The organism is Oleiphilus sp. HI0061, from assembly GCF_001635675.1.
In genome coordinates this window covers 1-26,929 of record NZ_LWFE01001699.1, presented here as the reverse complement: position 1 = coordinate 26,929, position 26,929 = coordinate 1, and the positions used below count along the sequence as shown (strand labels likewise).

At 43.7% G+C, this 26,929-nt stretch carries 27 protein-coding genes; 11 read left to right on the top strand and 16 right to left on the bottom strand.

Annotated features, from left to right (window positions below):
• The first annotated feature begins 23 nt into the window (after window positions 1-23).
• From A3735_RS26235 to A3735_RS26220, 4 genes are all read left to right on the top strand, one after another.
• Window positions 24-329: a helix-turn-helix transcriptional regulator gene (locus tag A3735_RS26235; RefSeq protein WP_197470031.1), complete on the top strand. Its 306-nt coding sequence runs from the start codon at window positions 24-26 to the stop codon at window positions 327-329.
• 20 nt (window positions 330-349) lie between these two features.
• A complete protein-coding gene (locus A3735_RS26230) occupies window positions 350-3,766 on the top strand; it encodes an efflux RND transporter permease subunit (protein ID WP_068553430.1) in 3,417 nt (1,138 codons plus the stop codon).
• On the top strand, window positions 3,753-4,832 hold the full coding sequence (locus tag A3735_RS26225) for an efflux RND transporter periplasmic adaptor subunit (RefSeq protein WP_068515892.1): 1,080 nt from the start codon (window positions 3,753-3,755) through the stop codon (window positions 4,830-4,832). The genes A3735_RS26230 and A3735_RS26225 overlap by 14 nt, the downstream gene beginning before the upstream one ends.
• A gap of 204 nt (window positions 4,833-5,036) precedes the next feature.
• On the top strand, window positions 5,037-5,216 hold the full coding sequence (locus A3735_RS26220) for a hypothetical protein (RefSeq protein WP_068512752.1): 180 nt from the start codon (window positions 5,037-5,039) through the stop codon (window positions 5,214-5,216).
• A 106-nt stretch (window positions 5,217-5,322) separates the two neighbouring features.
• Here A3735_RS26220 and A3735_RS26215 read toward each other — a convergent pair whose 3' ends face one another.
• Genes A3735_RS26215 through A3735_RS26205 form a run of 3 tightly spaced genes read right to left on the bottom strand, consistent with a single transcriptional unit; the run spans window position 5,323 to window position 8,564 of the window.
• Window positions 5,323-6,144: an SDR family oxidoreductase gene (locus A3735_RS26215; protein WP_068515889.1), complete on the bottom strand. Its 822-nt coding sequence runs from the start codon at window positions 6,142-6,144 to the stop codon at window positions 5,323-5,325.
• A 36-nt stretch (window positions 6,145-6,180) separates the two neighbouring features.
• Complete coding sequence (locus tag A3735_RS26210; protein WP_068515885.1) at window positions 6,181-7,005, bottom strand: alpha/beta hydrolase; 825 nt, start codon at window positions 7,003-7,005, stop codon at window positions 6,181-6,183.
• Window positions 7,002-8,564, bottom strand: a complete 1,563-nt coding sequence (locus A3735_RS26205) for an NAD(P)/FAD-dependent oxidoreductase (RefSeq protein WP_068515883.1) — start codon at window positions 8,562-8,564, stop codon at window positions 7,002-7,004. Before A3735_RS26205 ends, A3735_RS26210 begins: the two co-directional genes overlap by 4 nt.
• A gap of 223 nt (window positions 8,565-8,787) precedes the next feature.
• Here A3735_RS26205 and A3735_RS26200 point away from each other — a divergent pair, with 223 nt between their 5' ends.
• Both A3735_RS26200 and A3735_RS26195 read left to right on the top strand, forming a co-directional pair.
• On the top strand, window positions 8,788-9,810 hold the full coding sequence (locus A3735_RS26200; protein ID WP_068515881.1) for an AraC family transcriptional regulator: 1,023 nt from the start codon (window positions 8,788-8,790) through the stop codon (window positions 9,808-9,810).
• Window positions 9,811-9,967: 157 nt separating this feature from the next.
• A complete protein-coding gene (locus A3735_RS26195) occupies window positions 9,968-10,372 on the top strand; it encodes a globin (protein WP_082886007.1) in 405 nt (134 codons plus the stop codon).
• On the opposite strand, the gene A3735_RS26190 is transcribed toward A3735_RS26195, so the two are convergent.
• Both A3735_RS26190 and A3735_RS26185 read right to left on the bottom strand, forming a co-directional pair.
• Complete coding sequence (locus tag A3735_RS26190; protein ID WP_068515874.1) at window positions 10,350-10,823, bottom strand: hypothetical protein; 474 nt, start codon at window positions 10,821-10,823, stop codon at window positions 10,350-10,352. The genes A3735_RS26195 and A3735_RS26190 overlap by 23 nt on opposite strands.
• 26 nt (window positions 10,824-10,849) lie before the next feature.
• Window positions 10,850-11,764, bottom strand: coding sequence for an MBL fold metallo-hydrolase (locus tag A3735_RS26185; RefSeq protein ID WP_082865226.1), 915 nt, complete (start codon window positions 11,762-11,764; stop codon window positions 10,850-10,852).
• Between the two features lie 347 nt (window positions 11,765-12,111).
• Between A3735_RS26185 and A3735_RS31470 the strand changes: the two genes are divergently transcribed.
• Together A3735_RS31470 and A3735_RS26180 are read left to right on the top strand one after the other, a co-directional pair.
• Window positions 12,112-12,324 carry a hypothetical protein gene (locus tag A3735_RS31470; RefSeq protein WP_068567935.1) on the top strand — a complete coding sequence of 71 codons (213 nt, stop codon included), beginning with the start codon at window positions 12,112-12,114 and terminating at the stop codon, window positions 12,322-12,324.
• The gene (locus tag A3735_RS26180) at window positions 12,309-13,031 is read left to right on the top strand and encodes an MBL fold metallo-hydrolase (RefSeq protein ID WP_068567991.1); all 723 of its coding nucleotides are present in this window, start codon (window positions 12,309-12,311) and stop codon (window positions 13,029-13,031) included. The genes A3735_RS31470 and A3735_RS26180 overlap by 16 nt, the downstream gene beginning before the upstream one ends.
• Before the next feature lie 37 nt (window positions 13,032-13,068).
• On the opposite strand, the gene A3735_RS26175 is transcribed toward A3735_RS26180, so the two are convergent.
• The 4 genes from A3735_RS26175 to A3735_RS26160 all read right to left on the bottom strand — a co-directional run bounded on the left by A3735_RS26175 (window position 13,069) and on the right by A3735_RS26160 (window position 16,000).
• Window positions 13,069-13,935: a hypothetical protein gene (locus A3735_RS26175; protein ID WP_068514500.1), complete on the bottom strand. Its 867-nt coding sequence runs from the start codon at window positions 13,933-13,935 to the stop codon at window positions 13,069-13,071.
• 304 nt (window positions 13,936-14,239) lie between these two features.
• Window positions 14,240-14,884: a GNA1162 family protein gene (locus A3735_RS26170; protein WP_068515871.1), complete on the bottom strand. Its 645-nt coding sequence runs from the start codon at window positions 14,882-14,884 to the stop codon at window positions 14,240-14,242.
• On the bottom strand, window positions 14,881-15,288 hold the full coding sequence (locus A3735_RS26165) for a DUF4810 domain-containing protein (RefSeq protein ID WP_068515868.1): 408 nt from the start codon (window positions 15,286-15,288) through the stop codon (window positions 14,881-14,883). Before A3735_RS26165 ends, A3735_RS26170 begins: the two co-directional genes overlap by 4 nt.
• Before the next feature lie 28 nt (window positions 15,289-15,316).
• On the bottom strand, window positions 15,317-16,000 hold the full coding sequence (locus A3735_RS26160; RefSeq protein ID WP_068515864.1) for a CsgG/HfaB family protein: 684 nt from the start codon (window positions 15,998-16,000) through the stop codon (window positions 15,317-15,319).
• 156 nt (window positions 16,001-16,156) lie between these two features.
• On the opposite strand from A3735_RS26160, the gene hisA reads away from it, so the two are divergent.
• Window positions 16,157-16,915 carry a phosphoribosylformimino-5-aminoimidazole carboxamide ribotide isomerase gene (gene hisA, locus A3735_RS26155; protein WP_068515862.1) on the top strand — a complete coding sequence of 253 codons (759 nt, stop codon included), beginning with the start codon at window positions 16,157-16,159 and terminating at the stop codon, window positions 16,913-16,915.
• Here hisA and A3735_RS26150 read toward each other — a convergent pair whose 3' ends face one another.
• Window positions 16,916-18,124 carry a methyltransferase gene (locus tag A3735_RS26150; protein WP_068515858.1) on the bottom strand — a complete coding sequence of 403 codons (1,209 nt, stop codon included), beginning with the start codon at window positions 18,122-18,124 and terminating at the stop codon, window positions 16,916-16,918.
• A gap of 259 nt (window positions 18,125-18,383) precedes the next feature.
• On the opposite strand from A3735_RS26150, the gene A3735_RS26145 reads away from it, so the two are divergent.
• Window positions 18,384-18,782 (top strand): hypothetical protein, encoded by a 399-nt coding sequence (locus A3735_RS26145; RefSeq protein ID WP_068515856.1) that lies wholly within the window; start codon window positions 18,384-18,386, stop codon window positions 18,780-18,782.
• 15 nt (window positions 18,783-18,797) lie between these two features.
• On the opposite strand, the gene A3735_RS26140 is transcribed toward A3735_RS26145, so the two are convergent.
• From A3735_RS26140 to A3735_RS26130, 3 genes are all read right to left on the bottom strand, one after another.
• Window positions 18,798-19,199: a hypothetical protein gene (locus tag A3735_RS26140; protein WP_068515853.1), complete on the bottom strand. Its 402-nt coding sequence runs from the start codon at window positions 19,197-19,199 to the stop codon at window positions 18,798-18,800.
• Window positions 19,200-19,275: 76 nt separating this feature from the next.
• Entirely contained in the window at window positions 19,276-19,905 is a 630-nt protein-coding gene (locus A3735_RS26135) for a hypothetical protein (RefSeq protein ID WP_068515850.1), read from the bottom strand.
• 15 nt (window positions 19,906-19,920) lie between these two features.
• Window positions 19,921-20,850, bottom strand: a complete 930-nt coding sequence (locus tag A3735_RS26130; protein WP_068515846.1) for a glutathione S-transferase family protein — start codon at window positions 20,848-20,850, stop codon at window positions 19,921-19,923.
• 775 nt (window positions 20,851-21,625) lie between these two features.
• On the opposite strand from A3735_RS26130, the gene A3735_RS26125 reads away from it, so the two are divergent.
• Window positions 21,626-22,813 (top strand): site-specific integrase, encoded by a 1,188-nt coding sequence (locus tag A3735_RS26125; protein ID WP_068638937.1) that lies wholly within the window; start codon window positions 21,626-21,628, stop codon window positions 22,811-22,813.
• A gap of 46 nt (window positions 22,814-22,859) precedes the next feature.
• Here A3735_RS26125 and prfH read toward each other — a convergent pair whose 3' ends face one another.
• The 3 genes from prfH to A3735_RS26110 form a co-directional block, all read right to left on the bottom strand.
• A complete protein-coding gene (prfH, locus tag A3735_RS26120) occupies window positions 22,860-23,477 on the bottom strand; it encodes a peptide chain release factor H (protein WP_068638935.1) in 618 nt (205 codons plus the stop codon).
• Window positions 23,474-24,625 carry an RNA ligase RtcB family protein gene (locus tag A3735_RS26115; protein ID WP_068638933.1) on the bottom strand — a complete coding sequence of 384 codons (1,152 nt, stop codon included), beginning with the start codon at window positions 24,623-24,625 and terminating at the stop codon, window positions 23,474-23,476. The genes prfH and A3735_RS26115 overlap by 4 nt, the downstream gene beginning before the upstream one ends.
• Window positions 24,626-24,990: 365 nt before the next feature.
• A partial coding sequence (locus tag A3735_RS26110; RefSeq protein WP_068638932.1) for a hypothetical protein occupies window positions 24,991-26,929 on the bottom strand: 1,939 nt, incomplete at its 5' end.

The window sequence follows — 26,929 nt, the reverse complement described above, 5'->3', positions numbered from 1 at the left end:
AGACGTAATTTAAGGTGTAGGTGATGGATATTAGTCTGGATGAAATGTCTTCGCGCTCGGCAGAAGCAGAGGCTTTCTTAAAAAACCTGGCAAACAGCAAGCGCTTAATGATTTTGTGTGTTTTGAGTGAAGGGGAGCTATCAGTTGGCGAATTAAATAAGCGGGTGCCTCTTTCTCAATCGGCCTTGTCGCAACACTTGGCAAAGCTTAGAGCAGTAGAGTTTGTGGCAACGCGCAGGGAGTCGCAGACCATCTATTACCGGCTAAACGACCCTCGTGTAGAGTCGATAATTCAGAACTTGTATAACGTATTTTGCCAGCCGAATTAATTAAACCTTAGGGTAATTGCATGACTTCAGCAGATAAATCTTTTATCGAACGTTTGCTCGCCTACAGTTTAGCGGGTGGCTTACCTTCAGCGATTCTTATTGTCTCGCTTTTATTGGGCATGGTCGCGCTGAACTACACTCCACGTGAAGAAGAGCCTCAAATTGTTGTACCGATGGTCGATGTGTTAGTCAGTTCGCCAGGTATGTCTTCTAAGCAGGTAGAACGGCAGGTGACAACACCGCTGGAAAAACTTCTGGCTCAAATCCCGGGTGTAGAGAATGTTTATTCCACCTCAATGAGCGGTCAGGCGGCTGTTACTTTACGATTTTATGTTGGCGAAGATCGTGAAGATGCAATTCTGAATACCTATAACAAACTTCATTCCAATCAACATAAAGTCCCTCAGGCAGTACAAAACTGGCGCGTAAACCCGGTTGAAGTGGATGATGTGCCGATCATGATGTTGGCTTTGTATTCCAAAGGCGATGCTAGCGATTATGACTTAAGGCGGGTAGCGGAAGAGCTGTCGACTTATATACAGGCAATTCCTGATACCAGTGAAGTCAAGGTAACGGGGGGCCGAGAACGAACGATAAGGATTTTTTTACAGCCCGAAAGTTTGGCAGCGCGTCAAAGTACTTCGGCAGACGTCTTGCAAGCTTTACAGGTGTCCAATCTGCTTCAAAGTAGCGGCAACTGGTTCGTTGACAATGAGTCTATTCAACTCGAAAGCGGCGACTTTATCCGCGACCTTAGTAGTCTAAAACAGACGGTGGTCAATGTTGTCGATGGGATTCCGGTAACGCTTCAGGATGTAGCTGAAATTGTTGACGGCCCTGCCAATGCGAGTACTTATACCTGGTTGGATTTTGCTGAAACACATCCAGAATTTGAAGGGGTCCCGATCGCCGCACGTAGTGATTTACCGATGTCGGTTATCAGTGTCGCCAAACAGCCGGGAAGCAATGCAGTCAGTGTGGCTCAGGAAGTTCATAAGCTTATTGCAGCGCTAAAGTCAGATTTATTGCCGACAAGTATCGGCATAGAAGTGCTACGTGATTACGGTGCAACGGCGAATGAGAAGGTTGATAACCTAACGAGTAGCTTGGCCTTTGCGGTCTTTACCGTGGTGGTGTTTATCGCGGTTTTCCTTGGCTGGCGCCCTGCTTTAGTTGTTGGTATTGCGGTACCCATTAGTTACGGGGTGACCTTGGCCTTGGATATGGCTTTTGGTTATACCATTAACCGTGTGACCTTATTTGCTTTGATTCTATCACTAGGTTTACTTGTCGATGACCCGATTACTGGTGTCGATAACATTGAACGATATTTGAAAAAGAAGCTGCGTGGCAAAGATGGAAGCCAGGACCCTGGTACGGCCTCTCAAATTGTTGCAGCGATATCAGAAATCAAAGTGCCTTTGATAATGTCGACCATCACTATCGTCCTGGCATTTATTCCGCTTGCCTTCATTACCGGAATGATGGGGCCCTATATGGCGCCGATGGCTTTCAATGTGCCAGTGAGCGTCGGCGTCAGTACGCTGGTGGCATTTTTAGTGACGCCTTGGTTGGCGAGTAAACTTCTGAAACCTTCGGCCATTGTTGCTGAACAGGGTGAGGACAGTCGTGCTGATAGCGGGAGCCCTTTTTTCCGACGTGTTCTCTCTCCCTTTTTGAATGATCGGAGAAAAGCAAAATGGGTCTTATGGGCTGTGCTGATCTTATTCCTAGCTGCAGCCATGTTACCTATGATGCGCTGGGTTCCCTTAAAACTTCTGCCTTTTGATAATAAAAATGAAGTGCAGATTATTATCGATATGCCAGAGTCAGCGACCTTGGAACAGACAGCGAGTTTGGCTAAGCAGATCTCCTTACAAGTGACGCAAGTAAACGAAGTACTCGCTTCAGCCGCCTTTGTGGGGGTGGCTTCGCCTATCGATTTTAATGGTATGGTTCGCCGTTACTATCAACGCACGATGCCTTATCAGGCAGACTTGCGGCTGACCTTACTCGATAAAGCAGAAAGAGAGCATCAGTCTCATGGCGTGGTGCTGCGTTTAAGAGACTTGCTTAAGTCTTTTAATAAAGAAGGTGTATTGGTTAGAGTGGTGGAAGTGCCACCAGGGCCCCCGGTATTGAGTACCTTGGTCGCTGAATTGTACGGTGACAAACTGACTCCCTACGAGGATATACAGGCTGCTGCATTGAGTGTAAAAGAGCGCCTGGAAAAAGAGCCTTTTGTCGTGGAGGTTGATACCACTGTCGAGGCTGAACAGAAAAAGCTTCGCTATACCCTGGATAAGACAGCAGCAGCTTTATCTGGAATTTCTTCTGCTCAAGCCAATCAAGCTTTAGTTATTGCTAATCAAGGCATGGCAGCGGGTTTCTATCAGCAAGAAAGAGAAACGTCACCCGTTCCGCTTTATTTAGAGCTTGCGGAAGCAGATAAAAACTCGATTGAAGATTTAGCGCGTTTGCAGGTAAGAGGTCAAGCAGGGGTGATCAAACAGAGCAGCCGCTATGGCTTGGACAGTGCACCGGTGCCCCTCGTTGCTTTGGGAGAATTAGGTGCGTTCGAAGAGCATGTCTCGGATCGTGCAATTCATCATAAAGACCTAAAGCCGGTCGTTTATGTGATGGCAGAGCTGTCTGGTAGAACGCCTGCTGAAGTGATTGCTGATGTGAGTGGCGATTTACAGCTTGGGGCAGAAGCGAAACAAGAAAACCTGAATGTTAGTGATTGGCAGTCTCGCAACTTTCTTTCGCTATTCACTGGTGAGTCAGCCGGACAGACTTGGTCGCTACCTGAAAATATCCAGCTCGAATGGGGTGGTGAAGGCGAGTGGAAGATCACCATAGATGTCTTTAGAGATATGGGTTTAGCATTTATGTTTGCTTTGGCAGGTATCTTCTTTGTACTGAAGATACAGACACAATCTGTCCGTCTTTCCTTGATTATTATGTCGGCTATTCCTTTGACGATTATCGGTATTATGCCTGGTTTTGCAGCGCTGAACCTTTTTGGCGAACGAGTGATTGCAGGAGCGCCTGAACCCGTATTATTTACCGCCACAGCGATGATCGGCATGATTGCTTTGGCTGGAATCGTTGTTCGCAACTCTTTGATACTCGTAGAGTTCATCACTCAAGCCAGAGACCGGGGTGTGGAGCTTAAAGAGGCGCTTATACTGGCGGGCTCCGTTCGTATGAGGCCTGTTCTACTGACTGCTGGCACTACCATGCTGGGTAATCTGGTGATTATCCTTGACCCGGTCTTTAGTGGCCTGGCTCTGGCTATTATTTTCGGCATCATTGCCTCAACCATCTTTACCTTGCTGGTGGTACCAATTGTTTACTTGTTGGTGTTCGATAAGCCAGAAAATAACTCATTAACTGATCACGCAAAATTAGGATACGAAGATGCAAACAAATGACTCCGTATTAAAAAAACTGGGCTTACCTGTACTGGCAATTGCTTTACTTATCGTTATGGTTGCCTGGATGGCGGGTGCCTTTAATAACAAGGTAAAGCCCGGGCAAAGTGAGCAGCAAAGTTTGGTAAAACTCGATGAGCTACTAAGGCAAGCGATTGAGGTCGAACGGGTGAAGAAGGAAGTGTTCGAGCCAGTGCCAGCAGGTATTGAAGCGAAACAGAATTCACTTATCTCATCACGTATTCTAGCCAAGATAGAGAAAGTACATGTACGAGCAGGGCAGCAGGTTAAACAAGGGCAGCTACTGATTGAATTGGAAAAGGCAGATTTGCTATCACGGGAGTCTCAGGCAAAAGCGGCTTTGTCTTCAGTGTCTGCACGATTGTTGGAAGCAAAGAATAATCTTAAGCGTTCTGAGGACTTGAGTCAGAAAGGCTTGATTGCTAACGCTGCTTTGGAGCAGACTCAGGCAAACTACGATAGCTTGTTAGCCGGTAAGCAAAGTGCAGAACAGGCTTTGTTAGAAGCGCAAACGGCCCTGGGTTATGCTCAGGTGCATTCCCCTATTGATGGTCTAATAATCGATCGCTTTGCAGAGCCCGGTAATACTGCCCAACCAGGGATGCAGCTTCTTACCTTATATAATCCAGCTACTTTACGAGTCGAGGCGCATGTGCGCGAACAATTGGCGATCGGCCTCAGTTTGGGTGACACCTTGCAGGTAAGGATTCCCTCGATGAATAAGAATCTGCCTTCAGTAATAGAAGAAATGGTGCCAGCAGGTAATGCTGCATCTCGAAGCTTCTTGATTAAGAGCCGTCTGGAGGCTGAAGGCTTGCTACCTGGCATGTATGCGCAATTAAGTGTGCCGGTGGGTACGAAACAACAGATTCTATTGCCTAGTGATCGTATAGCTTATGTTGGTCAGTTGAACGTTGTTTGGGTTTTGGAAAACGAGCAAGTTGTTCGACGCTTTATAAGAGTTGGCGATCAGAAAGAAAACGGGATGATCGAAGTCGTCTCGGGATTGCGTGCCGGAGACCTTGTTTTACCTGTTCAGAGCTAAAGGGGGACTTTCTCCCTATTTTTCGCACCTTTTGTTCGCTTATTGAACAGTTATGCTGGCAATAATGCCAAATAAATCACACTATATTTCAATAACTTGTCGTTTAACATTCGTTGACAGTTGAGTTAGAACTTCCGTGCTAGTCTTCACTTAAATCAAAGCAGTAAGCTTGTTTATCAATCTTTTTGATGTGAAGGAATTCTATTGTCAGCTATAAAAAACTCTATCTCAATACTTGTACTGTTTGTCTTTGCTTGTAGTGCACAGGCTTCGGCTAGTGTCGCTCAGGATGCAAGTAGTGAGTTCGGCAGCATGATGCTATTTTCGGCTGGCTTTGTTGGTTTATTTGCAGCACGTAAGCATATGAAGTCCGAGGCTTCCTAAAGTTCATAATTCGTTAAAGTACGTCCCTGTTTTACCTTGCTGGTTTACCAGTCCCCTTTATGCGGGGTAGCTCTCCATCCCCGCTTTTTTTCCATTTCTGTTAGTTCTACGAACGTAAAAACCGTTTAACGCCTAAAAGCTGGTTAGATACTTTATAGTAGCTGGTCGGTAGTACCTTATAAAGAATATCGACAAACTTGGCATCGGCACCAATTAATACTCGGAAGGTCTTCTTACGCATGCCTTTTTCGATGACTTCTGCCGCTTTTGCAGGGCTTGTTCGTGCCACCGTTTCAAAGTGTTTGGCAAGCTCATTGGAATTAGCTGCTTCAGTTTCAGCAGAATTTGCAATGTTGGATCGAATACCGCCGGGCATCACACAAATAACATCAATATTCTTACCTGAATAAATCATGTCTTGTTGTAAGGCTTCGGTAAATCCGCGAACGGCAAATTTAGAGGCATGGTAGGGCGCTACCATTGGCATGGTGATCAAGCCGAATATTGAAGCGACATTAACGATCATGCCGCGTGATGACTTTTCAAGTAATGGCATCATTTCTCGACAACCCATAACGACACCATTTAGGTTTACATCCATTACTTTGTTAAATAGGGCCTCAGAAGTTTCTTCAAAATAACCAAAAGACGTCATGCCTGCATTATTAATGAGTACATCTAAATGCCCGGATGAAAGCTCAATATCTTTAGCGAGAGCTTGCCAGTCCTCCTTTGAGCAGACATCGGACTGCTTGGAAATAATGGCTGATGAGCCGATGGCTTTACTCGTCTCTTTAAGACCTGCTTGGTTGATATCAGTGACCACTAAATTTGCACCCAGCTGCGCGAATAGTTTAGCAATTGCCTGACCAATACCAGAGCCCGCGCCGGTGATGAGAATTGTTTTGTTCGTCCAAGTGCTTTTCATGTTAAGACCCTTAAGTTGTTATTTTAATTTAGGTGTTTACGCCGCTTGTGCATCCTGACTATGTTTAGGTAGTTTTGTATCCAGCCAGGTAAAGATCGACTCCCTTATTTGAGGGAAGAAGCTTCCTCCCACGGTATAGTGACAGGCTCCTTCGATAACTTTTATGCTGGCTGAAGAGCCATATTTTCGGGTGATCTTATGTTGGATTTTTATCGGTGTGATTTTATCTTCGGTGCCGCCAATCACTAATACCGGGCAGCTTACAGATTGATAATCCACCTTGGAGGGGGGCTTGCGAAATAAGAACCACATAGATAGTTGTGTTGTGACTCGACCTGACTCAAAGGTAGATGCTTGAGTGAGTTGCCTGTGGATATCAGCGCTCTGTGTGTTCGCGATACCGTACTGAATATTTCTTAATAATAAATTGGTATACGAGCGCCATAAGGGAAATTTCAACAAGTTATGTCCAAAGGTTTTGAGTACCGACCAACTTGAAGCATTAATGCCCGCAGGCGCAGCTGAGGAAATTAAAATCAACTGAGAGCAGGGTAGCGCTTGTGCAAGCAACTGCGCGAGTAAACCGCCCATTGAGTGGCCGACTAATATCGGTGATTGATTTGAATGGGCTCTCGTGAATTTATTTATGTCTTGCTTTAAAGAGGCGACATAATCTTCGATACCCAGTCGAGCTAAAGAGCGCCTTTTGTCCTCGCATAGCTTATTCTTAGGGTAATGAAGTGGAAGTCTCGGAACGAGTACAGGGTAGCCTTGTTGTTCAAAGGCGTCTTTCAGTTCATCTAATATGTCTGGTGTGCTCCACATTCCGTGGATCAAGACAACAGGAGGTAGAGATTTCATACTTCTACCTCCTCAACTTTTTCGGTCGTTTGTGTCTTTTCTTTGGCGACGGAAGGCGTACTTGTTTCAGTTTTTTCTACCTTATGAAAAGCTTCAAGAGGCGTGTTGTCATCAAAACGAAGTACACCGTCGTCGAGTTTGCTGTGTTTGATGGCAAAGATGTCTTTGAAGTAAAAGTCCTTATTGCACCATGGAAAGGACTCTCCCTGGCCAGGCAAGCGGTCGAGAGCTCTTAATACGTAGCCAGATTTCAGTGCAACAATGGTGCTTTGTTTGGCGTTTGGTTCACGGTAAGGGTAGACACTTTGGTAACCATTTTGCTCCATGTGTTCCAATAGGCGGCAGACATAATCAAAGGTCAGCTCTGCTTTGAGCGTCCAGGAAGAGTTAGTGTATCCAAAGACCCAAGCAAAGTTTGGCATTTGGCTGAACATCATGCCTTTATAGTTGGTTAGCTTAGGCGCATCGACGTCGTGACCATCGACACTCAGTTTCATTTTTCCCCATAGCTGAAGATCGAGCCCTGTGGCGGGAACAATAATATCGGCTTCAATTTCGTCGCCCGACTTCAACAATATTCCTTTCTCAGTGAAGCGCGCTATATGCTCAGTGACGATACTCGCTTTGCCGGAACGAACTGAATTGAATAAATCTGCATCAGGTACCAGGGCCATACGCTGATCCCATGGATTGTAGGTGGGCTTGAAATGAGTATCGACGTCAGCTGCTCCCGCCAGTGCTTTCCTATTCATATCTCTGACAAGCTTACGAATAAAGTTTGGAAAGCGTTTGGATAACATAAATACCATTTGCTGCATGGTAGTGTATTTGGCGCGCATGATTCTATTCGTTAGGCCCGCCGGGAGTATTTTAGAGATTATTCTAAATAACATGTCTGAAGCGGGGCGAGAGTAGACGTAGCTTGGCGAGCGCTGAACCATGGTGACATGAGCTGCTTTCTTTGCCATTGCGGGTACAACGGTGACGGCCGTCGCACCACTGCCTATGACAATAACGCGCTTACCTGAGTAGTCCATATCAACAGGCCATTGCTGAGGGTGGGCAATGGTTCCTTTGAAGTCATCATAGCCTTCGAAATTTGGCAGGTAACCTTTTTCATAATTGTAATAGCCTGAACAACAGGTAAGGAATTTCGCAGCAATATGGTACTGCGACCCATCTGCTCGCTCGATACTGACAAGCCAGCGGTTTTGTTCCGAGTTCCAGTCAGCTGATATGACTTTCTGTTGAAAACGAATGTACTGGTCCAGGTTCTCATCAGAAACCAGTTCATCTAGATAATGCTTGATGCGGTCAGCTGTGCCAATATATTCACGGTCTGTCCAGGGTTTGAAAGAATAGGAAAAGGTATACATGTCAGAGTCTGAACGAATACCCGGGTATTTGAATAAGTCCCAAGTGCCGCCAATGTTTTTTCGACCTTCAATCACTGCAAAAGAGGTATGTGCGCGCTTTTTCTTTAGGTTGTAGCACATGCCAATGCCAGAAATGCCAGCTCCAACGATCAGTACGTCGAGTTGCTCATAGTCTTTGTTCATGATGATCTCCTGCAATTACCGCGAAAGTTATCGTGCTTCTTTTTTATTAGTTTTCTGCTGAAATATTCGTATCAGCTAAAGTGGGTATATGCAGATTAGTGACTGTTGGTCACATAATATAGGATGCTTCCTGTCAAAAATTGATAAATACGGCCATAATGACAGTTGAGGCTAGTTAATTGTTACTTTGGTCACCTAATTCAAAGAAAGGTCTGTAGGGTTTATGTATGTAGGCAGTGCTAAAAAGAAGCAGTCGATATTAGGTTTGATTCCACTGTTTAAAGCGGTTGAAGACTTGGGGGCAGACCCGGAAGAACTTTTGCGGCGCAGGGGGATGTCCTTGCAGAATATGAATGGTGCCGCCGTGATTGAGCAATCTTTGGAGCTGGATATCGTGTCAGAAGCAATAGACTTACTGAATGACCCTATTCTTGGTGTCAAGGTAGGCAGTCAGGTGACATTTACCTCATACGGTACCTATGCAATGTTGCTTATGAGTGCACCAAATTTTGACCAGGCTTTGAAGGTTGGCGCTCAATTTCAGTCATTATCACTGCTCTTTTCACATATGACTTTGCATTTTGATAAAGATTGGATAGAGCTACGTTATACCTTACCAGAGGCCTCACCTAAACTCAGGACATTTATTGCCGACAGAGACCTTATGGGAACCTATATCTTTGTAAGGGAGTTTCTTGAAAAACCAAACGAAATACTAATTGCTGCAGGTACTGCTCGGCCTAAGCCTGAAGGTAAGTGTTTGGCGGAGTATCAGAAATATATCGACTTTGATTTACATTTCGATCAGCCCTATAACTGGTTTCGGCTTCCACGCGTCATTTTGAGTGTGGCGATGAAGCACGGGAACCCTCTCGCTCATCAGCTATATCGAGTTCAAGCTTATGAGCTATTACGTAAGTTCTATTCGCAAGATGAAGATATTGTTTCACAAACCAAGCAAGTCATTGAAGGCTACGAAGGGCGCTTTCCAAGCGTTCCTGAAGTGGCAAAGATGTTTTCTGTGAGTGAGCGTACCTTCCGCAGAAAACTAAGCGCTGCCAACACGAGTTACCAAGGTATCCTGGATGAGCATAAGAAACAGCGCTGTCTAGGGATGATGGCTGCAGGGAAAGTGTCAGTGGCCGCATTGGCTGATCAGTTAGGTTACGCTGAGTCCGCTAGCTTTTTGAGAGCGTTTAAACGTTGGACTGGATGTACGCCTAAAGATTATCTTAGAAGAGTTTAGCGAGTAATTTATCCCGGCTGGCTATAAGACTACTCGTATCTGCAGCCTTGGAATATCATCTGAGTGAAAACGATAATTACTTAGAACAATGTGCATGTTTAGTCTAAAATATTTTCTTTCTGAATAAAAATTGCATTGGAGCGCTTAAGTAATGGGGATGATTGAATCTCTCGGGAGTCATTTTGACGATAGTTACGATTTTATTCTGAGTAACGATAGCAACTTTTTTGATTCTTTCTATACACACTTTTTTAATAGCTCTAATTTAATAAAAAATGCTTTTGCTTATATCGATATGGATAAGCAGAAGCAAATGCTTCGAGAATCTATAAAGCACTTAGTCAAATTCTACTGTACTAATAAAGAAAGCGAATACCTAAAAACTATCGCTCGACATCACGCCGATAAAGTTCGAGCTGACGAATATATGTATAAACTTTTCGTAGACTCTTTCATTCAGGCTATTGAAGATACCTACCCTAACTTTTGTGAGGAAGCAGCTTTAGTTTGGCGATGCGCCTTAAAGCCAGGCATCGACTTTATGAACTCTTATAAGGCTTAGCTGAACAGTGTTCCCAATTTGGGTCTTTAGAGACCAGTTTCCTGTTAATAATAAACAGACTCGGAACCAGGATGAAAGCGGTGCTGACTATGTCTGCAATAGTATGATATTGCTGGTAAAGCATTAAAATCGCATACGCTAAGAATGATACTCCCAAGGCAACTTGCCAGTGAACTTGAAACGTTGAACCTTGAGTTAATAACATCACTAAGGCCAGGGATAATGCTGTATGAGTGCTGTAGTCTAGTGAGACTGTAGGCCAAATAAGAAAATAGTTATCCAGAGCCATTAAGGCGTAAACCAGCGCTACTGATACCAAGGTTTGTAGACTGAACCTGGCTGCTGTTCGGTATTGTTTATTAAGGATTTGTCTGGCGATAAAGCCAAGTACAAGCAGTCCTAACAAAGGGATATAGGCATCGGCGATGGCATCAAGTTGCTGGTAGTTCACTTTGTTAGCCTTGGTGTAAATCCATCTTATAAAAAGCTGGGATAGTTGGGCAGTTTTGCCGTGACCAGTTCGTCATGAGCCGGGACGATCACTAAGTCAGGGTCACGTTTGCTTAAAGAGTGAATTTGATCGATGACTTTTTCCGCTTGGTCTACGTTATTATCGACACCAGTTGCCCACTGAACAATCTTCGGACGGCCGCGGTTGTCTTGAATTCCTTTGATCGCCCATGTTGCATCGCCAATGAAGAAATAGCGCCCTTTGTCTGGCGTATTAACAAAAAGACCCAAGTGCCCTTGCGAGTGCCCGGCCAGGTCGACTAACACTAAGCTGCCGTCACCGTAGATATCCAAACTTTTATCGAAGCCTTGGTAGGGTTGATCTAAGAGCTTTATGAATTGCCATTTGATGTCAGGACTATCAAATTGCGATAAGACAAAGCCGGGTGGCTTGCCTTGGTGCGCGGCGTCATGCTCTTGCTGTTGAATCCATACCGGTGTTGCTGGGAAGTCTTCAATTGCACTGACATGATCCCAGTGCATATGGCTAGGGATGATGGCTTTAATTGTGCTGATGGGGTAGTTATTCGCGTTTAACTGGCTAATGGCGGGTTTAACGTTTTCGATCGCGAACAACTGTTTCTCCCAAAAAGCGAATACTTGCATTTGTTCTTCGACTTCAGTGCCGATGCCGCTATCCCAGAGCAAATCACCCTTTGGATGTTTGATAAGAATTGCGTTATGCACTAACGTTCGCTGAGTAAACCAGCTACCACTGGATACCACCATCGCTTCTTGCGCGCCGCCTGATTCAGCGGTGACGATAACTGAAAAACTAAGATTTGCAGGTATCATCTCTCCAGCAAAAGTTGATGTGCTGCTTGTGAAAGTGATAAGCAGGAGAGGGATCAGCATGGTAAGTCTCATGACTAAGGGCTTCATAATGTTCTCTTTGTTTTTTGTATGATGAGGCGATAGTAATGACAATAGACTGATAGGTAAAATATATAATAAATATACCTGATATATATTTTATATGTATTTAGAATGCTGAGAATAATAACAAGCGACAGGCTATCACTTCCAGGAGCTTAGTGATCGCTGCGGTATTTGTTCTTATCCTGAATTAAGCGCATATTTACCTTAGCCTGAATGTTGGTGAGAGGAAATTATAAGACTGATATACTCAAGGCGCTTTAGAAGGAAATGAAGCAGAAATACTCTGCTTGGTGGTCGTTTCGCTTCACATGTTTGCATGTTAAAGACTCAATCAATAGGGAGATAAATTAGTGAACGTAATTAAAGCGGGCGCCAGCCTCATGTTGTTATTGTCTGCAAATTTAAGTGTTGCAGAAAACCACCACCATAGTACTAAGCAGTTTAAAGTGACTGAGTTAAAGCCAGGCTTTCACTTTCTTCAGGGAAAGGGCGGGAATATCTTATTGTCCGAAGGTGATGACGGGTTGTCGATAGTGACTATGCCGATATGTCAGGTGGTTTAGAGAAAACACTTGATACTTTTGGTAAACCGCTTAAGTACATCCTAAATACGCATTCGCATGGTGACCATACTCAAGGCAATAAGCTCTTGGGTAAAGAGCCTACCGTTGTCGCGCATGATAATGTTTATCAGCGTTTGAACTCTCGTCAAGAGGTTAAGCTGTTTAACATGGTGTCGGAACCATACCCAAAGCATGCGCTGCCGGATATTACCTATGATCATCGTATGACTATCCACTTTAACGGGCATGATATTTCTGTAATGCACTTGCCAATCGGACATACTGATGGCGATAGCGTGATCTTCTTTAAAGAACAAAATATTGTCCATTTGGGTGACCATTTCTTTAACGGCTTTTACCCCTTTGTTGATGTGGATGCAGGTGGGCGTGTACGAGGTGTCGCCCAGAATATTGATCGAATTTTAGATTCTATCGATGACTCAACCCAAATTGTGCCTGGGCACGGACCAATGGCAACGAAGCCAGACCTTATTGCCTTCAGAGACATGTTGCGTGGTACGGCGAAAGAGGTCGAGAGCATGATGAATGACAAGAGCCTGGAAGAGATACAAAGTGCAGGTTTGAGTGCAAAATGGGACGAGTGGGAAAACGGTTTCTTAAATGAGCCTACCTGGATCAAAATCGTCTTTAATAGTTTGCATGCGAGCCAGCACGATAAACCCAATAAACATAAGCACAAACACTAAGTTTCTCTTGGTATAGAGGCTGAAAGTAATGATGCTTTCAGTCTTTATCTAAATGAAACCAGAGAGCTTTCTGGTCTAGTGGTGTCGCTTCAGGAAGCAAAGGGTTAATCAGGCGATAGTGTAGTCGCTGCTTTAAATTAGCCTTCAGTATCAGATCAGCATAATACTGCTGGAACAGCGCATCGAACTTTCCGTCCAACAGGGCTTTCTGAAGCCCCTCTTCTATAAGGCTAGCTAAGGCCGTATTTTCTTGTGCGACAAAGAAATACGTAGCGGTCGGGTAGCTGAGTAGCGTGTGAGGCTCAAGGGTAATGTTGCGATGTTGATGCGTTTCTAGTTCATCCCAGATCTCGATAATAGAGCGAGGAAAGAGTTCCGCCCGATTAAGTGACAACACTTGAAATAAGCCTTCGTAACTGGGGCCAGTTTGTACCTTAAAATTGTTATATCTCAATATGTTGGTATCGGGCCAGTCATGCCCTTGAATGAGTGTGGCTTTTTTTAAAGCCCTTAAATCTTGGCTTTGTTTTCGTGTTGCCAACTGCTCGGGTGTTGTCAGGAACAAGCGCCAGCCAATCAAGCCTTTATAAATAGGGATTCTAATAGGCTTTACTTCTGACTCTCGTTCTTTGGAAGTCATGGTCCACATCACATCGATACCCTTGCTTTGGCTCAACTGTTTGATAGCCCGGCCTTGTGTCATAAAATACTGCGAGGGTTCTACTGTTAGAGGCACCGAATGATAACTTAGGGCTAGCTTTAATAGCTCTATTGGGTAACTGTGATGTTTGGTGAATACTTCGCCTGGCTGAGGGTAGCGAATGCTCGTTTGAGTTATCGCATTGGAAAATGAGCTGAAGAGCGAGAGCAATAAGCTGATGTAAATGAGTTTCGAAAAATTCATAATTCGCTGTTACTCCTACCAAGCAAATATTGAGACAGGTATGGCAGTTGGAAGGAATCGATTGCCATCTAAGCAAAAGCGAATTTGACACCTACTAAAAGGGCGCTATTTTTTCCTTCCCTAGCACTATACGATACCTTGAATGGCTCTGGTATTAAACTGTTCTTGTTTGATTCTAATCTAACAAAGATATTGTAAGAATAAACTCTGGGGCTGTCTTATCTTTTTAGGATTGATGGAGGGGCTTGAGGAGAGAGTACCCGGGCAAAACCCAGGCACTCTAGATATTGCTATTGCCTGATCTTTACTTTTCTTCTGGTTTTGGTGCGTAAGGCCCAGGAAGTAGACCCCAGTGCTGGTTATTGACCAGGTTACTACTCGCCATAGCAGAAAGTTCAGGTGTGTGATCGACAATACTGCCGGCAATTTGATCTACTAATGCACCAATGAGAGCACCAGCCAAACCGCCACCGCCGTCACCTGAAGACTTCACAGCTTGGGCTCTGCCATTCCATAATATTTGTCCACTCTTGGCATCTATTAATCGCCAATCTGAAGCCACGACAGTCTTTGAGGATATCACTTGGTACTCCTGCCCCCACTGCTTGATATCAATGTATAACACTGCGTCAGGGTTGATAATTTCCCTAATTTTGTCCAAGGGAATAGTATTCATTTCAGCCGTTGTAGGGAGCCCATTCTCTTTAAACAAAGTATCGACAACTGAAACAGGAAATACATAGTAGCCTTTTTCTGCCAAGGGCTCAGATATCGAGGAAATAAGCGTATAGGGTGCATTAACTTCGACAGAGCTATTATTGGGTGGAATTACCAGAATAGAGGTCGGTTTGCTTTGCTTAAGGGCCGTGTAGTCATAACCTTTAACGGCACAACCGGATAAAACTCCAAAAGCAAGTATTGAAATAACTAAGAACTTGAATCCCTTCATTTTGTTTTCTCCTTATGATGGCTGTTAGATGCTTCCAAGGCGGTGTCTTGCATGTTGGAGCGAGTCAGAATGCCGTCAACAAATACGCTAGATTCAGGGTACAGTGCTTTTTCTTGTAGCAAAGCGCTTTTTGCCAGGCCAGGGTTTCCGGCTTGAGCGTGAACCATTCCTAAGTGAGCATATAGGCCGGGAGGAACTTTCATCCCTTTATTTTCTGCTCGCTCTATAGTTAGGTTTAGTTTATAGATCTGCGTGGCAGTATCTGCTTCGCCGGGGTTGAGGTAAATATCGTAAACGATTTCTTGGTAATCACCCCAATAGTACAAATTACTATGAGTTGAACATGCTTGAGCCAAAAGAATGACCGCCATTGCAGCGATCAACTTGATATTAATGTATTTCATCGAACTTCCTTATGTCGATAGTTAGTTGCTATTTTTCAACAGACCAAACGCCGGACTCTAGATCTCTAACTAAATTATTAATGGCTTCGGTAATCGCGAAGTTAAGAACTTTGCCATTAAGCGTTGCATCATAACCCGCTGTGCCACCGAAACCGATGACTTCGCGATTGCTCAGTGCATACTCTCCGGCACCTTGTGTTGAATAGATTATTTGGCTGGTTGTTACGTCAATGATATTGATGGAAACTTTGGCATAAGCAATTTGCTCCTTTCCGCGCCCCAAGATACCAAATAGTTGCTTGTCACCAACTTCTTTACGGCCAAACTCCGAGACTGCGCCTGAAACGACATATCTTGCGCCCGTAATGTTTTGCTTTTGACCGCGATAGGCAGCTTCTTGCTCAAGCTCTTTCATCGCGTCACGGTCAACAAGGTTGAATCTGTTCGTTTGTTGAAGGTGGGTCTTTAAGATGGTCTTGCCTTGCGAACCTAGGCGATCGCCACCAGAAGAAAATAGACCCTGCATATAGTTTGAACGGTTATTAAAATTGCCTACTACCATGGCTGTTTTCTTACCACTATAGTTTGTTTGATAGCTGGCAACTCGATCTGGTTGAATAGCTCGCTTACTTTCCGTTGCGCAGGCGCTAAGGAGTACAAAAAGTGAAACTAAGGAAATTACTTTGCTAAAACGTAAGGAGAAATTCTTCATAATTAAGGTCCTTCAGGTAGGTTTGCTCCAAAGATTATCACAGCAACAAGCCTAGGTGTACTGGATTAATCTTCAATATGGGGCGAATCACCCCGCTTAATTGGGTATAATATGCGCCAGTTTTATTTTTATCTCATTCTGTAAAAGAGGCCTCCTTTGACCCAGTTTCGTCCCTGTATCGATTTACATCAAGGCAAAGTAAAGCAAATTGTTGGTGGTAGCTTGAATGACCAAGGTGCCGATACTAATTTTGTGAGTGCTTATGATGCGGCTTACTATGCTTCCTTATACAAGGAGCATAACTTACAAGGTGGGCATGTTATTGCACTAGGCCCAGGAAATAAGGACGAAGCACTTAAGGCACTATCGGCCTGGCCTCAAGGTTTACAATTTGGCGGGGGCGTTAATCATGAAAATGCCAGCGAGTTTTTGGAAGCAGGTGCGTCGCATTTGATCGTCACGTCTTACCTCTTCGAAGATGGGGAGCTATCTTCTGACAGAATTGAAAAGATAAAAGCGGAGACGGGAGCGGAGCGTTTAGTGATGGATCTGAGTTGCCGAAAAACCGAATCGGGTTGGAATATTGCGACGGATCGTTGGCAAACAGTGACCCGTACTCAGATTACCAAGAATACCCTCGCTGAGTTGGCAGGGCACTGCAATGAGTTTTTAATACATGCTGCCGATGTTGAAGGGCTACAAGCAGGAATTGATGAGGACCTGGTTTCTTTATTAGGAGAAATTTCCCCCATTCCAGTCACTTACGCTGGCGGTGCACGTTCTTTCGAAGACTTAAAATTGGTTCATCAGTTATCTGGCGGCAAGGTTGATCTGACAATAGGGAGTGCCTTGGATATTTTTGGGGGGGCGGGGCTTACACTTGATGAGTGCATCTCATGGAATGAAAATCGCTAGCTAGGTTTTGTTTTTCAAATGGGCCTTAATCAGAAAGTTTCTGGGGCTGACTGAACTCTCACAGAATGTCGATATTTGGCAATGATAGCCATTTTCCTCCAGAAACAAGCAGCGATCCAGTACCAGCCAGGTTTCCAACGCGCGCCTAAATAACATCCTTACCAGCTCTAGTTTTTCGTATTCTTGATACTTGGTTTGCCCCAGAGATTGGTAGTGTAAAAAGTCTATTGTTTGCGGCAGGTCAATATCTTTTAGCTGCGCACATTTTTTGCAAAAACGTTCGAAGCCTTCTTGAAGAATACGAATGCTGAGAGAGGGGCAAGGAAGGTATTGATCAGTATGTCTGATATCTTTTTGGAGCGTATCAAAGCCGAGTCGCCAAGCTTGTAGTTGTTTGCGCTTTCGGGTTTCAGCGGCCGATGCCGTATTACACTGTCTTGTCGCTAAACGCAAATCCTCATTGCTTAGGCTCAGTAGGGTAGTTCGGCCTACAAGTGATAGCGCCTGGTAGTTTTCAGAGCTATTGAAGCGGTGATAGCAGCATGGTGAGAAGGTCATTCTGTTAGAGTGACTTTCTACACCTTGCTTTAGCATATGTACATGCAGGCCACCGCAGGCATGCAAGGCAATTAGGTGATGGTTAGCTTCAAGCAGCTGAGACAGGTCATCATTCAATACATCACACTCTAGCGCCACAGTTTGATTGCTCAATTTTCTGGTGCGGGAAAGGATATTTGCCTGATTGACTAGCTGCGTATCAATCTCTAAACCGGTGACTTTTTGCTTGTATAGCTCTGATATTAATCGACCTAAATGCAACTTTCCGCAACACCATTCAATAAGCGGCGTTGTGGGTGGAGATTGGCTTTTGATAAAGGACTTTATCTGCGCTGCTTTTCTGCCAGGAATTCCTGTATCCCAAAATGCGGGTAGTTCTACTTCCTTTGTTGCTTTTGATGTCTCTGAAGCTGGAACGCTAATAAGTGAAAGGAGTTCAGACGCCACGGGGAAATAATTGGCTGCCGAGGCTAGTAAGTCCTGATCAGAAAGCTGAAGCGTATCAATATCATCTGAGCTAAGTGAACGTAACCAGGCTTGCAATTCGGGGTAATCATCCAAGCGAGAGTCAATACTAGAAAAAGCAGGCGGCTTCCAAAGATGCTCATAGCGTTTAAGGATTTGATCTAATTTCGTAAAACGAGCTTTCATCTGAATAAAAAGTTCTTAGGAGATCTTTAGATTATAAATTAGATATTCTATGACGAACGGATGCAAACACTTAAGCGCTTTTGTTTCGTTTGTTATCGAATTGTTACCCAGGTATGGAGCATGTGAGACGCTGGCCGATAAGGTTAATAAGGCTAGCGTAAGCGTCAGCTCAAGTTATCAGGCAAGCAAATTGCATCCAAACTTCATAAGCGTATAAAAGGCAAAAAACTGCCGAAAAATTGGCATTGAGAGGTGGATCATGGGTATTAATGCACAAGAACTCAATGATTATGTAATTCGTCCCGCACTCGCGGCTTTGGATGAACGCTCCCAATTTGCAGAACATTACTTATTGAAGCTAGCTTCTAAACGTTCCTCTTACGGTGAGCACTTGGTAGCCTCGAAGCAGTCTGATGGTTTAGGTATTTATGCGATTAGTCCTGAAAGTCACACCGCTTTATGGGATGAGTATTTAGCTTTTCAACCAGACCTGGCGAGTACCGTACGGGGTTTGGCTTCGCAAAGGGCATTTTTGGAAAACCCTCATGCTGAACTTGCAACCAATCTTGTTTATGCAAGCGCGATAGCCTGGTTGTTGACTCAGTACCGTAAGAATTGTGAGCAAGACCCGGTATCTGGATATGAGGATATTGCCTGATTTTCAAAGCAATTCTTAGAACGGCTTTACCTTGGCTATCTCTTCTTTCAAGCGTCGCTTATATTCATCCTGATCTTCGATATCTTTTAACTTTGCATAGATGGTTTGTAAGTCTTGTTTGTACTGTTTCATCTTCTTTACATCGTCGCTTAAGAAAATCGTATAAGCTTTCATTGAAAAGCCCAAGACCAGGATGAAAGGGAGCGATAGAAGTGAAATGGAATGTAGGGTCAGAACCACTAGCCACTTAAGCAAGCCAGAAACACTGTTCCTGTTATACAACGGTAAAGTGAGGGCGTTGGTCCAGACTGAATAGTTTTTTCGAAGAGCTTCAAGAGCTTTTTTGTGGCCGACCCAAGACGGTGTAAACATCGCAAGTAGATCATAGTCTTTGCCGTTATCGAGCCGAATACGCATATTGAAACCTTCAGAATATACAGAGGGAATTATAGTAAAGGTCTAGCAGGAATATGCCAAGTAATGAGGAACTATTTTATAGCTCCTGTGGTGCTTTGTTGAGGGGGGCTATTCGTGATTCGTTATACTGCTCTAAAGGAATTATTCGATATCCATCAGCTATTTGTAGTATCTTACTTCCCGCTGCCGATACTTTCTTTAAGCCTATAACAAACCCTACCAACAGACCTATACCGATGAGTACTAAGCCTATAATGGTGATAATTAACCAGCGATTGATACTGTCGACAATCGGCGTTACGGTTTCGTCCCGAACTGTTTTAAGTGACTGAGTTAGCAGCTCATTTGAAGGCTGTTGAGCCTTCTTAATGGTTTCGGGAAAGCTACCAGCTGCCCGATTGAGTTTGTTGGTCATGCTGTCTACTTTATCGGCCAAGTCATTAATCAAACGCAACTGCTCGGGAGAGAGATCCTGAAGATTTTCTGAAACCTCATCCAGGGCAAGAGATAGCTTTTCGCTAGCTTCTCGGAGAACTATGCCTGACTCCTTCAACTCCTTGATCTCAATATTAATAGAGACATATTTTCCAAGGTCTTCAGAGGGCTGTTCAGGTGAAGGCATCTCTATCGAATTTGCATAAAGCTTTGCGCTGATACTTAAGCTAAACAGTATTAGTATAAGGAGGGAGGTCGTAACGGCTTTCATTATAGGCTTGTCCTGTTATTGCTTTGGAAGGCGGATATTTACATCCACGGCATTACTAGGAAAGTGCAAATGTATCAAGCCAGTTTCCGGGTTGTTACGAGAAATAATCCAGCGCTGGCTGTCGACGCCTACTAAGGTTCCCGTTACGGGTACCTGTCGGTAGTCACTAGGTGCGATAACAACCTTACTGCCAATTCTATGGTCTGAGGTGTAACGCTTGTCTAGTTGCCGAGGTTGGGCTTCTCTCCCGATATCGATCGCCGTATCGATACTAATTTCATTGTCAGGAGAGTTGGTGAAAGCCTTCATTTTTTGGTACCAAGCCAACGCGGCTGTATTCTTGGAAATATCCTTTTTAAGGCCGACTTCCGTCAGAAACCAGAAACAATGATAAGCAGAGAAGTCTAGAATATTCGGTGTGTTACCACCGATAAACTCATTCGAGCTTAAGTTTTCTGATAGATAGCTTAGACCTTGCTTAATATGTTTGTTGGCTGATCTAGGGCTGCCGAGGGATACCGAGGCTTTGGCGCCCATTTCTATCCTGTCTTTCAAGAACAGAAGTAAATTCCATAAGCCTTTGTCTTTAGCAATACGTCGAAGTAATGATAAAGAGAATGCTTTATTTACACATGCAAAAAATAGCTTTGATTCAAGCCATTGTCTTTCAGTTAGAAGGCCTTGATTCAGAGCTTCGTTGGCTAACGATGGTTCGTCAGCGATAGCGGCGAGTTCATCAGCTATAAGGCTCGTATCACAAAAAATATCAGCTCCCACCTGTGCCACTGGTATTCTGTTATAACCTCCTGAAAGTAAGTCCAGTTTGCCTCGTGGCGGCGCTTCTGAGGTCAGACAGGAGGACCACTCTTGGTTGGTATAGCCAAGCATCGCTCTTATTTTTTCAGAGAAAGGAGACAGAGGGTAGTGGTGCAGTATTATGCTCATTGAAGATGTTCCAGAATAACAGGCTTAGTTGATATCCAGGCTATCTAAGCATAAAACTGTCTCGTGGTATAGTTCGCAATGCAAACTGCTGTATTTGGCTGTTGTGGCTAGGTGCTAGAACCAGGAGTGACGTATAGGCCGCTTCCGGAAAAACTGGCTCGATGACCTACATTGGTTAGCCTTAGTTTGTGTGATAAGGCTGCTACGTGTTTTGAGCAAGGTAATATGTTTTGAATATAAAGTGGTAATAAGCTCTGGATTGCTTTTTCTAATGAAAATCAGGTTAGTCGAAAGGCTGTTCTTGTTTCGTTGGAACTGAGAGTATGTGAATTATGTCGACTATCTATTCATGATATAAACGAATAACTCGAATATAGTTTGTGAATAAAATCCACTAATCTTTTAGGCTTGGACGGAATGTATGGTCGTTAATTTGACGAGGAGAGCGCTCTAAACTGTAGGGAGTAATAGGGGGTTAAGTCGTTAAGTAGAAGCACAAATAAAAACAGCCAGCTGACGCGAAGTCTAACTGACTGTATTTATTAGAATAATTGGTGGCTACACCGGGATTCGAACCTGGGACCCCATCATTATGAGAACTAAGTCGGCTTGTATCAGTATGTTTCGCTGCGTGTCTTTCTGTGTGATAACTATATAATAAATAACAAATTAATCATTTAGGTTGTGTCAGCATGAGTCATAATTAGTCACAGAATCTCAACGTTTTGTGTACTAAATTGTGTACTAACTCTATTTTACATGGATTGAATCAATCATGCTCTCTGATACAACACTTCGAAGCTTAAAAGCTGAAAATAAAGCTTATGAGCGCGCTGATAGCGGCGGTTTGAGCGTTAAAGTATCCCCTAAGGGATTGAAGACATTTCAGTACAGATATCGCTTTCACAGTAAGCCTCGTCGCATGAAGCTAGGTACGTATCCTGAGCTCAGTTTAAAAGAGGCTCGTAAGATTCATATGGATATGCGCTCCTTACTTGAAAAGGGAATCGACCCGATAGATAAAGCAAAAGCAGATCTTCAAGAACAGAAACTAGCCAATACAATGCGTCAGATCTGCGAAATATGGATTGATAAATTTGCCAAGCCTAAAAGAGCAAGATGGAAAGAACTTGATTCCATGCTGAAGAAAAATGTCTATGAACAGATAGGCAGTTTCAAACTAAGTGATATCCATAGACGAACAGTATCTGATCTAGTCCTTGACCCCATGTTAAAGCGCGGTGCACCTGTTCAGGCAAATAGGGTTCTTACTTTGCTAAAACAGATTCTTAACTATGGCGTTGAACACGGATATCTAGAGCATAATCCTTTGAAGGAACTGACAAAGAAGAGTGTTGGCGGGCAAGAACAGTCGCGGGATAGGACTCTAGATGATAGTGAAATTCATAAGTTTTGGTACTGTTTGAACAGGGCAAAAATGAGTGTTCATACTGAGTTAGCCTTGAAGTTGTTACTGGTAACCGGCCAAAGAAGAGGGGAGATCAATAATGCCCGGTGGAGTCACATTGATCTTAATGAAAAGGTATGGACGATACCGAAGGAAAACTCAAAGAATAGAAAAGCTCACCGAGTTCCTTTGTCTCCTCTGGCGATAAAACTATTCAGTGAACTTTATGCCCTTAGAGATGAATCGGATTGGGTTCTGCCTTCTTTCTCTGGTAATGACGCCCCCATGACTGAAAGGGTGATTAGTCGTGCCGCGAACAGGGCGCAAGAGGTTGTAGGGATTGATAAATGGGTTCCTCATGACCTCCGTCGTACCGCTGCTACCAAGATGGCTGGAATCGGCGTGGCCATTCACGTTGTGGAAAAGATACTGAATCACACTATGGGCGGAGTGATGGAGGTTTACAATCGATATGACTATTGGGAAGAGCGAGTAGAGGCTTTGGATAGGTGGGCTGAGGAGGTTGAGGGTATTATTGAGAAGAGATCCTCATAAGTAAAAAGCTTCCTTATTAGGGAAGCTTCCTATGTTGGACCTAATATTAGGTGGATCGTTTAAATTTCTCTCCTATAAAAATATGATCCGGATTGCCTCGCTCCAGTTCCCAGTGCTGTTGCCATCTGGCTTTGTCTTTTTGCGAGAGATCGGTTTCCTTTAGCTCTTCAAGTTTCTTAAAAAGTAGTGCTTTTGCTAGACGCTTGTTAGCATGCTGGCTGCGCTCAGTCTCAACTCGGACTGTTATACCCGTTTCAACATGAGTTGCCTGAACTGCTGAGTCTGTCGTGTTGACATGCTGGCCACCTGCACCTGAAGCACGACAAGTTTGATAACGAACATCATCCGTAAATAATTGCTCGCTAAACTCGAAAACCTGGCCGCTAAAGAACCAGTTTTTTCGCCTATGTTTGGGCCTTAATTGGCTTTGGCATTGCCACATCATGACTCCTGTCCATTGATACGAAAATGCTCTCTCGACCTTACCTTCAATTTGCAATAAAGCAGATTTATAGCCCTGGCTATAACGGCTTTTTATCACTTCGATAATCGTGACATTGGTATCGAATTGCTTTGCCTCTTTCATAACCAGGTCTATGGCTTTTCGAACTGCTGCGCAGCACTCTTCGGGGCCTTGCCCGGACGAAAGCTGAAGTAAAATCATGAGCTACAACTCCCATGTGTTTTGAAAGTAAGCAATGGCTTTAAGCGAGCCACTACTTCTATCAACCCAGCTTGCTGCAAATTATCAATGATAGTTTGAGAAGGTTTGTATGCCTGAGGTGCTTCGTCATAAAGTAGCTCTTTATTGCCACAAATAACCCGACTACCCAGTTCAGTTCTGTAAAGGTCTTCACGCTTATATTTATGACTGAGCCTTCCCTGACAGTCGCCTCGTTTCCATTTACGTCCCGCACCATGTGCCAGTGAATATAAACCGGTTTCAGATGGTATTGGCTTTACAATGTATGAGTAGTCGCCCCGGGAACCGGGAATAACCACATAACCCTGATCGCTCGGGGTTGCGCCTTTACGGTGAAGCCAGCCTTTTTTCCGGTTTACTTCAATTGGAGTAACTAGGTTATGATTCACATCAAAGAGGCAACGTCCTTTCGCATTAAGCGCCTCCAGGAAGCGTAGGCCGATCAATTCTCGATTAAGCTCAGCCCAACGAACAGCATGATTATGAGCGTTTAAATAATCAGAAAAATCTGAACTAGAATCATCCAAGCCATCGTGACTAAATTGTTGGACATGCTTGCGAAGTATCGACTCACCCAAACCACGAGAGCCAGAGTGAACTAGCAACTGAACAAGCTTTTTGTCTAGCTTTAATGCCTCAATAGATGCTTCGTCATAGACTTTATCAACTATCTGAAATTCCGCAAAGTGATTACCTCCACCGATTGTTCCTAAAGAACGATCGAATGGTATTACGCCTAACGATAAGTCTGACTGTCTGTTCGTGATGTAGTCACGCCATGAATCATCAAGCGGTTGTTCGATGTTATCCAGACGACGAACTAGCTTGTCGAAGTTTACTTTGCTGACTTTCTGGCTTGATTGCCATAAAGCCATACCGCAGCCAATATCATTACCAACCAGGGCAGGGTAGATTCTACCCAAACTAAAGAAGGCTGCGCCAACAGGGTAGCCTCTGCCAGGATGTAAATCGGGCATGCCCGCAACGATATCCATACCGGGTAGTGTTGATGTATTAATTAATTGTTGTACTGCGTCACCCTCTATCCACGTCTTGTCAGACGCAATGAGCGTAACTTTATTTGTTAAGTTTTGGACGCACGAGCCCATAGTACCTATTCCTTATGAAAATAGATTACAAAGAAAAATGTCTAAGAGGGCAGGCCGAACGACCAGAGGGCTAGAAAGCTAGCTTTTCCTATTGGTCATTGCCTGCAAAGGATGTCGTCATATATGTCATGGCTAATTCTCCTTTACAGTAATGATTGAAATGAACGCGGCATTCTAAGCTCACAAAACAGATCAATCAAGTAAATCGTTCGTGAAGCAGTATGCAGATCACATATGTCAGGTTGTGTCTTAGTATTTACACTTTAGGCGTTTGTGAAGCTTGGTATGATTTCTTTCTATTGGCTAATTGGTTGTCTATTTTGACTATCTGGCCATCAAAAATAGAAGCCTTTCGAAGGGAATAATCACGCAGTTTGGAGCTGCCCTTCCTTAACACCTAAGCCAGATTTGCTAGCTATCCTATCCATTACCTTTCTTAATGCGATGATCGAAGGTTCTTCCTTAACAGTGTCTGGATTTTCAGACTGATCCCAATAACTTAAAACCAGACCTTTCTCCTCTTCATCATCAAGCTTAAGCATTAGGTTACCATCATGCCAAGGCTTGAATACAATCGCTGGGCTTTCATCATCACCGCTCACGGTATTATATTCCATAACCTCTTTTAGAGGTGCTAACGCTGGATCTTCACTGCGCAAAACTTCTAGATACGTCGAATAGGAATATAGACCTCTATGTTTTCCAGACATCCTTACGCTATTTAAAAGATAGATCTCTTCGGCACCGTAATAGTCAAAACGTGCTTCCGAAGCTTTACAATAGGCAATTGTTTCTGGGTAATCAATAAATAATTGTCGCCAATCATTAGTCTTCGATTCACTGACTATTTTTAAGAGCCCGGTAACTTCGTCGCCTAGCACCAACCGATCCATTAATTTGAATAGATAATGCTGGCCCTCTTTTTCATCATTAAACACCGAGCGCCAATTCTCATTTCTTTCCCTTGAGGTAGCCATAGAGTTTTTACAAAAGCTAAAGTTTGAACCCTTCTGGACCATATAGTCGCCGATAGAGAGAAGAGCTCGTTGCAATAGAAAGTCGTCTCGAGTCAGCATTTTTCTGGAGAATAGTACTTCTGCTTGAGCCCCTTCTTTTTCAAAACGAACCATGTCAAACCCGCCATCATCCGTTCTAGCTCGTTGTATAAGAAACCCAATTTGCCCATAAAAGTACTCATGGTTTTCGAAGCGGGAAAATAAAGGCTGCCATGCAGTGTCTTCAATGATAAGTTGAGATTTCAGGATTTCTTCTTTACGCTGCCGCTCACTGAAATACGGAATATCTTTCAACTCCATTTTTGAGACTGCGGTATAAATCTCACCCGAATAAAATGGAGTAATTGAGATAAGTGAGTGAACAGCTCTAACCAAGTCCGCTTGGGAATCTATTGTCGTGTTATCAATCAACCTGGTAATGATTCCTAGCCAAATTAGCAGCTGCGACTCCGCCTCTGAGTCCAAGCTTTCGTTCAATTTTAAATTCGTGACATAGCTGTATAGCGCATAAAATTTGACTTGTTCCGAATAATCGTTACCTTTGATCGCATAATCAAAGCTAGCATTAACTATTTCACGTGCTCGCCCCCCTTTCTCAGCGTTACATACGAACTGCAAAAAAGAGTGAATATCAACCATTGCTCTTTCATTGAAGCACTTCTTTTCACCCAACACTTGAAATGGCAGTGCCTTGTCGCTACGTAATAAATCTACCCATACTTTATCTATTTCGGCAATCTTATTGGAGGATACTGTCAAGCTTCCAGCTAAGTTGAAAAGCGCTACATTTTTGAAGAAGCGCAAATAATAGCCGTCAACTTCGACAACCCCTTTGTCACGCCTGCGCCAAATTAAGTCCGTCCACTCTTTATCAAGGGCGCTGAAGAAAAGATCTTTGAACTCTTCTGAAGAAGACTCATCGAACTGCAGCTGCAACCAGGCTTTAAAATTTTCAAACTCCGATAACCCACGCCCACGCGCATTCATTTTAATGTAGAGTTCATCAGTTAAAGAAAACTCATCCATATTTAGAAAATGAAACGTTACAGGAGGATTTTCATCACAGATCAAATTCCCCCATAAGGTATCAAATCTGTCTATAGAACCAGCGAAAACCCTGTGTATTTCATCCAACATGGTCAACATTGACTGAACAGTAGGATCATTATTCCAAACAGAAAAAAACCAATGGGCATCTTTTATTTTATCTGACAACTTTCCTTCTATCGTGAAAAGGTCAAGATCTGTACTATTTTTCAACAATGATTGCAGGAACTCTCGTGAACTT

Excerpts from the sequence above, each read along its gene's own strand:
- A3735_RS26130 (WP_068515846.1), bottom strand. The coding sequence starts at position 20,850 with ATGAGCATAATACTGCACCACTACCCTCTGTCTCCTTTCTCTGAAAAA.
- A3735_RS26200 (WP_068515881.1), top strand. The coding sequence starts at position 8,788 with ATGTATGTAGGCAGTGCTAAAAAGAAGCAGTCGATATTAGGTTTGATT.
- prfH (WP_068638935.1), bottom strand. The coding sequence starts at position 23,477 with ATGATTTTACTTCAGCTTTCGTCCGGGCAAGGCCCCGAAGAGTGCTGC.
- A3735_RS26210 (WP_068515885.1), bottom strand. The coding sequence starts at position 7,005 with ATGAAATCTCTACCTCCTGTTGTCTTGATCCACGGAATGTGGAGCACA.
- A3735_RS26150 (WP_068515858.1), bottom strand. The coding sequence starts at position 18,124 with ATGAAAGCTCGTTTTACGAAATTAGATCAAATCCTTAAACGCTATGAG.
- A3735_RS26175 (WP_068514500.1), bottom strand. The coding sequence starts at position 13,935 with ATGAATTTTTCGAAACTCATTTACATCAGCTTATTGCTCTCGCTCTTC.
- A3735_RS26205 (WP_068515883.1), bottom strand. The coding sequence starts at position 8,564 with ATGAACAAAGACTATGAGCAACTCGACGTACTGATCGTTGGAGCTGGC.
- A3735_RS26170 (WP_068515871.1), bottom strand. The coding sequence starts at position 14,884 with ATGAAGGGATTCAAGTTCTTAGTTATTTCAATACTTGCTTTTGGAGTT.
- A3735_RS26160 (WP_068515864.1), bottom strand. The coding sequence starts at position 16,000 with ATGAAGAATTTCTCCTTACGTTTTAGCAAAGTAATTTCCTTAGTTTCA.
- A3735_RS26140 (WP_068515853.1), bottom strand. The coding sequence starts at position 19,199 with ATGCGTATTCGGCTCGATAACGGCAAAGACTATGATCTACTTGCGATG.
- A3735_RS26230 (WP_068553430.1), top strand. The coding sequence starts at position 350 with ATGACTTCAGCAGATAAATCTTTTATCGAACGTTTGCTCGCCTACAGT.
- A3735_RS26235 (WP_197470031.1), top strand. The coding sequence starts at position 24 with ATGGATATTAGTCTGGATGAAATGTCTTCGCGCTCGGCAGAAGCAGAG.
- A3735_RS26165 (WP_068515868.1), bottom strand. The coding sequence starts at position 15,288 with ATGAAATACATTAATATCAAGTTGATCGCTGCAATGGCGGTCATTCTT.
- A3735_RS26180 (WP_068567991.1), top strand. The coding sequence starts at position 12,309 with ATGTCAGGTGGTTTAGAGAAAACACTTGATACTTTTGGTAAACCGCTT.
- A3735_RS26125 (WP_068638937.1), top strand. The coding sequence starts at position 21,626 with ATGCTCTCTGATACAACACTTCGAAGCTTAAAAGCTGAAAATAAAGCT.
- A3735_RS26215 (WP_068515889.1), bottom strand. The coding sequence starts at position 6,144 with ATGAAAAGCACTTGGACGAACAAAACAATTCTCATCACCGGCGCGGGC.
- A3735_RS26145 (WP_068515856.1), top strand. The coding sequence starts at position 18,384 with ATGGGTATTAATGCACAAGAACTCAATGATTATGTAATTCGTCCCGCA.
- A3735_RS26225 (WP_068515892.1), top strand. The coding sequence starts at position 3,753 with ATGCAAACAAATGACTCCGTATTAAAAAAACTGGGCTTACCTGTACTG.
- A3735_RS26135 (WP_068515850.1), bottom strand. The coding sequence starts at position 19,905 with ATGAAAGCCGTTACGACCTCCCTCCTTATACTAATACTGTTTAGCTTA.
- A3735_RS26195 (WP_082886007.1), top strand. The coding sequence starts at position 9,968 with ATGATTGAATCTCTCGGGAGTCATTTTGACGATAGTTACGATTTTATT.
- A3735_RS26185 (WP_082865226.1), bottom strand. The coding sequence starts at position 11,764 with ATGAAGCCCTTAGTCATGAGACTTACCATGCTGATCCCTCTCCTGCTT.
- A3735_RS26115 (WP_068638933.1), bottom strand. The coding sequence starts at position 24,625 with ATGGGCTCGTGCGTCCAAAACTTAACAAATAAAGTTACGCTCATTGCG.